Source organism: Ruoffia halotolerans, from assembly GCF_014049385.1.
Classification (GTDB): Bacteria; Bacillota; Bacilli; order Lactobacillales; family Aerococcaceae; genus Ruoffia; species Ruoffia halotolerans.
Window position 1 is genome coordinate 1 of the sequence record NZ_JACAOA010000059.1, and the last position, 2,239, is coordinate 2,239.

General features: G+C 35.8%; 1 protein-coding gene. It reads right to left on the minus strand.

Annotated features, from left to right (window positions below; translation table 11 throughout):
• Positions 1-35: 35 nt before the first annotated feature.
• Entirely contained in the window at positions 36-1,502 is a 1,467-nt protein-coding gene (locus HW423_RS10810) for an FAD/NAD(P)-binding protein (RefSeq protein ID WP_218931888.1), read from the minus strand.
• Positions 1,503-2,239: the final 737 nt, after the last annotated feature.

Below are 2,239 nucleotides of genomic sequence, written 5' to 3' on the forward strand. Positions count from 1 at the left end.
TTCACAATCACGAGGCCTATCCCTTTTACAATTACCTATTCATTATTTCCATATTGCGCAGCAAAGCCCTCCGCAACGCGCTCCGCTTGCTTAATACACAAGTGAATATTGTTATTTCCATAATGAATCTTAGAAATCCAATGCCCCAAGAGATACATATTTGGCATTAAACCTCGGCTCGCAACCACTTGACAATCAGGCCAAGTAACCATCGCCCCGCCACGATAGTAAGGTGTTAACATGTCTCGTTGGTAGAGATTTTTGATTAAAGGATCAAAGGCTAAAGCTTTTTGGATATCAAATTGGAAACCGGTACAATTAATGAGATAATCAGCATGATAACTTTCTCCGTTCTCGGTTTCCAGTTGATAAGAGTCATCCTCGGTAATTATAGATTTCAAACTCGTCACAATTTCCAAACGACCTTGATCTAAATTCTCCAAGATAAAAGCTAAGGATTCGACTGGAATTTGGCTTCTAAAATGATTAAAGGTGCGCTCGTATTTTTGATGATAAAGATCGCGTTCAAGTGGTGTGAGCGCGTTATATAGATCTGGCAAATAAATTGTCATCATGACAATGTAGCGACGCAACTTCTCCAATGAAATATCGGGATGCGCGATGGCAGAGCGGATTTCGCTAATAGATCCTGTGCCGTATAATTCCAAGAGCCTTTGGATATCGATATCATTGGCCTTCAAATCATTTAAAAACGTATCAACCATTACTTCAAGAGAGATGAACCCATCTTGATTACGATGCGAGTCAATCCATTCATCTGAAAAACTTTGTTGAATTTCTCCTTGATAGCGTGAGAATTTCACCGTTTTAAAAGGAGTATTACCGTCAGTATATAAGCGAATCGGGTGCGTCCAATTATGTTGTTTCAATAAATATTTAACCACATCCAAAGCTGTTAAGCCTGTTCCGATGATGCCAAACGATTGGTCCGGCTGCAAATGAGCAAGCGTCTCATCGATAGGAACTGGACTGTTAATATAATGGGGTGTTCCTTCGAGATGATAATAATCCGCATAAGGAGGGTGGCCGATTGTGAAGAAAACCGCTTGATAATCCTCATGCCACTGGCCATCATCTGCTTGAAGGCGGTAAATATCGCGCTCTGCATCGATCTCACAATCAACAATGGCCGATTCGTGTATGTTCACTTTCTCAGAATCCATTAAATAACTTAAACGTTCAAATAAATAATCACCATAAAATTCTCGGGGTACAAAAGCATCATTGTTAGCGTACTCTACATGATTCTCGCTAAGCCACTCTAAAAAATCCGCAGGATTTTCTGGGAAAATACTCAAATCCTGCGCATGCTCATTCATAATAGCTTCTTTCGTATCCTTGCCATAAGGCGCTCCCACCACGAAGTTAGCATCTTTCTCATATAAATCAATCGTTAAATCATTATTAAAATTAGGATGGGATAGTAATTTCCGAATAATGGTAAATCCGCTAATCCCACCGCCAACAACTGCGACTCTCATATCATACTCCTCTTATCAACATTTTATATGTATTCATATTTATTATAAAGGTTTCTTATAAAAATGAAAAGAAAGTCAATTGATAAATTGGTTTTAATTAAGCCCAGTAGGGAAGATGTGATAAAAATAGGGTGATCTACTGATTAGCGGTACTTTGAAAAGCCAAAGTGTCTGTAAACAATGATAATCTAAAAAGCAGTGGGTCGCGTCTCTTTATAATGGTCCTATGAACGTGGACAAAGTTGTAGATTCGACTCGCAATACTATAGATGAAACTACATGTACTTTAACTATTAATTAGGGACCTCATGAAGGCATTCTCGTTAAGACTATGAATTCATTCAAAATTCTTAGTCTTATTTTTTATTGGCTATCCATATATGTATCTCAATCAATTACCATCTACTCCAATCGGCCTCCCATCACACCTTTACATAAAATTTACAAACCAAAAAAATAAATAAAAATAATTTAAATTATAAAACTTTATTGTTAAGTCACTTAAGTATATAAAAATATAATGGAATAAATTAGATTAAAATAAAGATGGATTAAATACCTAATTTATATAATGTTTAAACAAAAATATTCCAATCAATTTGTATAATTTAAGTTTGAAAACCTATTTGAGTTTAAATAATATGATAAAGACCGAATTATGGGAGATAACTTGACAAGGTATTGAAGACTGCCAATACGCTATATTATGACGTAAGGAATAAAATTATTTCATATTT

Coding starts and splice junctions, on each gene's coding strand:
- HW423_RS10810 (WP_218931888.1), bottom strand. CDS start 1,502: ATGAGAGTCGCAGTTGTTGGCGGTGGGATTAGCGGATTTACCATTATT.